5 protein-coding genes are annotated in these 4,865 nt (G+C 62.2%); 2 read left to right on the top strand and 3 right to left on the bottom strand.

The features are described 5' to 3' along the window. The first annotated feature begins 107 nt into the window (after positions 1-107). Both B3H64_RS00775 and B3H64_RS00770 read left to right on the top strand, forming a co-directional pair. Positions 108-593 (top strand): RNA polymerase sigma factor, encoded by a 486-nt coding sequence (locus B3H64_RS00775; RefSeq protein WP_196058478.1) that lies wholly within the window; start codon positions 108-110, stop codon positions 591-593. Next, positions 586-2,019 carry a hypothetical protein gene (locus tag B3H64_RS00770; protein WP_286732095.1) on the top strand — a complete coding sequence of 478 codons (1,434 nt, stop codon included), beginning with the start codon at positions 586-588 and terminating at the stop codon, positions 2,017-2,019. The genes B3H64_RS00775 and B3H64_RS00770 overlap by 8 nt, the downstream gene beginning before the upstream one ends. 44 nt (positions 2,020-2,063) lie before the next feature. Here the strand turns inward: B3H64_RS00770 and B3H64_RS00765 are convergent, their stop codons facing one another. The 3 genes from B3H64_RS00765 to B3H64_RS00755 form a co-directional block, all read right to left on the bottom strand. After that, complete coding sequence (locus tag B3H64_RS00765) at positions 2,064-2,537, bottom strand: GNAT family N-acetyltransferase (protein ID WP_007492468.1); 474 nt, start codon at positions 2,535-2,537, stop codon at positions 2,064-2,066. A 33-nt stretch (positions 2,538-2,570) separates the two neighbouring features. Beyond that, entirely contained in the window at positions 2,571-3,935 is a 1,365-nt protein-coding gene (locus tag B3H64_RS00760; protein WP_286732094.1) for a citrate/2-methylcitrate synthase, read from the bottom strand. A 161-nt stretch (positions 3,936-4,096) separates the two neighbouring features. Further along, positions 4,097-4,865: magnesium transporter CorA family protein (locus B3H64_RS00755; RefSeq protein ID WP_286732093.1), on the bottom strand; the 769-nt coding region annotated here is incomplete at its 5' end.

The following is a 4,865-nucleotide window of genomic DNA, read 5'->3' as shown; positions in this document are numbered from 1 at the left end:
CGGACGAAAAACGTCCGCGCCCCTGGCGCTTTCCCGCCAAAAATGGTACAATCCATGCAATCATCCGCCCTTCTCAGGTGTGTATAGGGCAGAAAGGAGCGAGAGCCATGGCCGACCAGCTCCGGGGGGACGCCCTCTTTTCCTACGCAGTGGAACACTATCTGGACACCGTATACCGCGCGGCCTTCCACGCCGCCCCCTCGCCCCAGGACGCCGAGGACGTGGCCCAGGAGGTCTTTGAGGCCCTGCTCCGCAGCGGCAAGCGCTTCCGGGAGCCCGAACACCTGCGGGCCTGGCTGCTGCGGGTCACCGTCAACAAGTGCAAAAACCTCTACCGGGCCAAGCGCCGGACGGAGGTGCCCCTGACAGAGGCCATTCCCGCCCCGGAGGCGGCGGAGCCCTCCGTCCTGGACGAGGTGCGCGCCCTGCCCGCGCCCTACCGCAGTACCCTCTACCTCCACTACTTTGAGGGCTATACCGCCGCGGAGATCGGGAGGATACTGGGCGCCAAGCGGAACACGGTGCTCTCCTGGCTGGCCCGGGGGCGGCAGGCCCTGCGGGAGCGGATGATCGGAGGCTTTGACGATGCATAAATCAGACTATCTGGCCCAGGTGGAGGCCCTCCGCGCCTCCCCGGAGCTGCGGGCCCGGGTGGCCGGGCTGGCCGGGACGCCCGCCCGCCGCCGGAGACTCCGCCCCTGGATGGGGGTGTGCGCCTGCTTGGCCGTCCTGTTGCTGGGGGGAACCCTGCTGCTGCCCCGGCTGGGGGGCAGCTCCGCCGGCGGAGGCGGCCACGCCGGGGGGAGCATCTTCCAGTCCTACGCCGGACCGGTCTTTTCCCTGACCACCCTGGAGGACGCCGGGCTCACCGCCCGCCGCACCATCACACTGGACTTCGCCCCCTGGGGCGACGGGCACACCACCGACATCGACGTCACCGACTCCTATGTGCTCACCAACCCCACCGACACCGACCAGAGCGTCACCCTGGTCTATCCCTTTTCCGGCAGCTTCTACGCCCTCTATCCCCCCACCCTGACGGCGGACGGCGCGGCGCTGGACGCCGTCATCCGCCCCGGCGTGGGCGGGAGCCAGAGTCTGGAGTCCTGGGAGGAGTACGCCGCCCTGGTGGAGGGGAACGATCTGGCGGCGGCCCACGCCGAGATCCCCGCCCTGGACACGCCGGTGACGGTCTACGCCTTCACCGACCTCACCCGGCCGGAGAGCGACGCCGCGGCCCCCACCCTGGCGGTGACCTACCCCTGGTCGGAGGACGCCCCCGCCGTGCTGACTTACGGCTTTCACGGCAGCTCCATTGACCGGGAGGCGGGTTGGGCCCGGCGCAGCTTCTCCCTGCCCGAGCCGGACTCCCCCCACGCCCGGGAACCCCGCCTGCTCATCGCGGTGGGCGGCGCTCTGGAGGCCTACACCCTCCAGGGCTACCGGGACGGGGGCTGCGACCCCGGCGAGGAGCTGGACGGGGTGAGCGCCGCCGTCACCCGGTACGAGTCCACTCTGATGGAAGTGCTGGACGCCCTCTGCCCGCCCCCGGACACCCTGGCCCTCAAGTACGGCAAGGAGCTGGACGCCGCGGCCCTCTCCAGGGAGGTGTTTTTTGACACCCTCTGCCGGGGCTTGGGCACGGCGGTGCCGGCAGACATGACCATGCTGGAGGATGTGTTCTCCTGGGTCAACATACAGGAGCGCATCTTCTATGCGGAGGCCGCCCTCACGATTCCCGCCGGGGAAAGCGTCCAGGTGGAGGCCGCCCTGCCCAAGGAGGCCAGCTTTGACTTCGCCTGCGCCCACACGGAGAACCGGGGCATATACGGCTATGATCTGGTTACGCAGCTGGGTTCCGCCCTCTCCTTCACGCGCCAGACCGCCGCGCTGGCCCACACGGAGCAGATTGCCATCGTCCGTCAGAACTTCGGCTTCGATCTGGCGGCCGGACTTACCTCCGTGCCGCTGGAACCGGATCAGGAATACTACTATCTGGAGGTACGCCGGAGCAAATAAAGAGGAATCCCCCGGCACCGCCGGGGGATTCCTCTTTATGTTCTTTACGCCAGCTTCCGGTTGGGCCGCATGAACAGCCACTCGGACACGCCCTTGCGAATCACATCGTGCAGCAGGCACTTGGGCTGGAAGCCCAGGGACTGATAGAGCCGCTTGGCCCCCGTATTGAACTGGCTGGTCATGATGAACATATTGGGATAGTTCTTTTCCTCCATAACCCCGATGAAAATTTTGACCAGATCCGTGCCGATGCCCTGGCCCCGGTACTTCTTTTTCACGCCCAGCAGATTCAGATAGGGCAGGCCGGCCAGGCCGTTCCGGGTCATATACATGACGCCCACGGCCTCGTCCCCGGGGCTCATGGCTACATAGAGATCGCCGTCCGCCATCGCACGGAGCAGGTTCTCATTCAGGCTGTCCCCCTCGGCGAAGTAGGCGTCGTACAGCTTGGAGCCATAAAAGACCTCCCGATACTCCTCGAGCCGCTCAGGCACGCCCTTTACCAGCGTAAACTTCATCTCCGCACACACTTCTTTCGGATGGATTTGAGGTCACCGCTCCGCAAGCGGCGTATAATCCGCGTGGGTTCCCACATACTTGTAGGCCGGGCGGATGATTTTGCCCATGTTGATGAGCTCCTCGATACGGTGGGCGCTCCATCCGGCCACCCGGGCCATGGCAAAGAGGGGGGTATAGAGCTCCAGGGGCAGATCCAGCATGTGGTAGACAAAACCGGAATAAAAGTCCACATTGGCGGATACGCCCTTATACATCTTCCGCTCCCCGGCGATGATCTCGGGGCCCAGCCGCTCCACCAGGGAGTACAACTCATACTCCTCCGTACGGCCCTTCTCCCGGGACAGCTTCTCCACAAAGGAGTGGAGCAGGTTGGCGCGGGGGTCGGAGAGAGAGTAGACCGCGTGACCCATACCGTAAATGAGGCCAGCTCTGTCAAATGCCTGCTTGTCCAGCAGGGCCTGGAGGTAATGGCGCACCTCGTCCTCGTCCTTCCAGTCCTTCACCTGCTCTTTCATGTCCTCAAACATTCGAATGACCTTGATGTTGGCGCCGCCGTGCTTGGGCCCCTTCAGTGAGGCCAGGGCGGCCGCCATGCAGGAGTAGGTGTCCGTCCCGGAGGAGGTGACCACATGGGTGGTGAAGGTAGAGTTATTGCCGCCGCCGTGTTCGGCATGAAGGGTAAGGCAGATGTCCAGCACGTGGGCCTCCCAGAAGGAGTAGGAGGAGTCAGGCCGCAGCAGGGAGAGGATGTTCTCCGCCGTGGACAGCTCCGGCTGGGGGGCGTGTATGTAAAGGCTGTTCCCGCTCTTGTAGGTGTAGGCCTGGTAGCCGTAGACGCTGAGTACCGGGAACAGGGCGATGAGCTGGAGACACTGGCGCATGACGTTGGGCAGGGAGATATCGTCGCACCGCTCGTCATAGGAGGCCAGGTTCAGCACGCTGCGGGCCAGGGAGTTCATAATATCCTGGCTGGGCGCCTTCAGAATGACATCCCGCACGAAGTTGCCGGGCAGGGTACGGTAGTAGGCCAGCTGATTTTTAAAGCTCTCCAGCTCCGCCGCGTTGGGCAGGCGGCCCAGCAGGAGCAGATAGGCGGTCTCCTCAAAGCCGAACCGCCCCTCCTTCAGCGCCCCCGCCACCAGCTTCTCTACATCGATGCCGCGGTAGTAGAGCTTGCCGTCGCAGGGGATCTCCTGCCCGTCCACCATTTTTTTGGCGATGATGTCGGAGATCTCGGTCAGGCCCGCCAGAACGCCCTTGCCGTTGAGGTCGCGGAGGCCGCGCTTGACGTCGTACTTCACATAGTCCCCCGCGTCAATGCTGCTGTTTTGCAGGGACTGGGCCGCCAGCGCTTCAATCTCAGGGGTGATATCGCAGTAGTTTGGATTGCTCGCCATAGAAAACCTCCATTCTTCCGCTCTGCCTTGCGTACCGCAGAACGCCTTTGTGAAATGTGCATCTCTCCAATATAATCCAGTATAACATGTAATTGTTACCAGAATATGAATCCACACATAAAGTTTGATTCAAAAAACGGTGGACATGGTCCACCGTTTCTTCAGAAGAGATCCCGTTTTTTCAGGATAATAGCCACCACCAGGATCACCACGCCGGACAGGGCCAGCGGGAACCACCAGAACTGGTCCAGGGGCAGATTGGCTACGTTCATCCCGTAGAAACTGAAGAAGATATTTGGGATGGTCAGCAGGATGGTGATGGAGGTCAGCACCTTCATGATCACGTTCAGATTGTTGGAGATGACGGAGGCGAAAGCGTCCATCATGCCAGAGATGATGGAGGAGTAGATGTTAGCCATCTCGATGGCCTGGCGCACCTCAATGAGCACGTCCTCCAGCAGGTCGTGGTCCTCTTCATATAGGGTGATGATGCGGCCCCGGAGAATCTTTTCCAGGGTCACCTCATTGGCCTTGAGCGAGGTGTTGAAGTAGACCAGTGACTTTTCCAGATCCAGGAGCTGAATGAGCTCCTTGTTTCGCTGGGACTTGTAGAGCTGCCGCTCCATGTAGTTGTAGATCTTGTCAATCTGCTTCAGATACTGAAGGAAGCGTTTGGCAACCTGCAACAGCATATAGAGAATGAAGCTGGTGCGCTTCTGGGTTTCGGCAAACCGCACCAGTCCGTCCTGAAAATCCTTCAGAATGGAGGTCTCCTTCAGGCAGACGGTGATGATGTGCTTGTCGGTGACGATGATGCCCAGGGGCAGAGTGGAGTACACCACCGCGTCATCCTTCTCCACAGCGGGCACGTCGATGATGATGAGGGTCTGTCCGTCCTCGGTGTCGATCCGGGAGGTCTCCTCCTCGTCC

Origin of the sequence: Intestinimonas sp. UBA1698 (assembly GCF_002320075.1) — a bacterium.
Taxonomy (GTDB): Bacteria; Bacillota; Clostridia; order Oscillospirales; family Oscillospiraceae; genus Intestinimonas; species Intestinimonas massiliensis.
The sequence above is the reverse complement of the archived record's forward strand: the minus strand, read 5'-3'. Positions and strand labels throughout refer to the sequence as shown.

What these genes read in the sequence shown, in the direction of transcription:
- B3H64_RS00770 (WP_286732095.1), top strand. Translation starts at nt 586, where the DNA reads ATGCATAAATCAGACTATCTGGCCCAGGTGGAGGCCCTCCGCGCCTCC.
- B3H64_RS00760 (WP_286732094.1), bottom strand. Translation starts at nt 3,935, where the DNA reads ATGGCGAGCAATCCAAACTACTGCGATATCACCCCTGAGATTGAAGCG.
- B3H64_RS00765 (WP_007492468.1), bottom strand. Translation starts at nt 2,537, where the DNA reads ATGAAGTTTACGCTGGTAAAGGGCGTGCCTGAGCGGCTCGAGGAGTAT.
- B3H64_RS00775 (WP_196058478.1), top strand. Translation starts at nt 108, where the DNA reads ATGGCCGACCAGCTCCGGGGGGACGCCCTCTTTTCCTACGCAGTGGAA.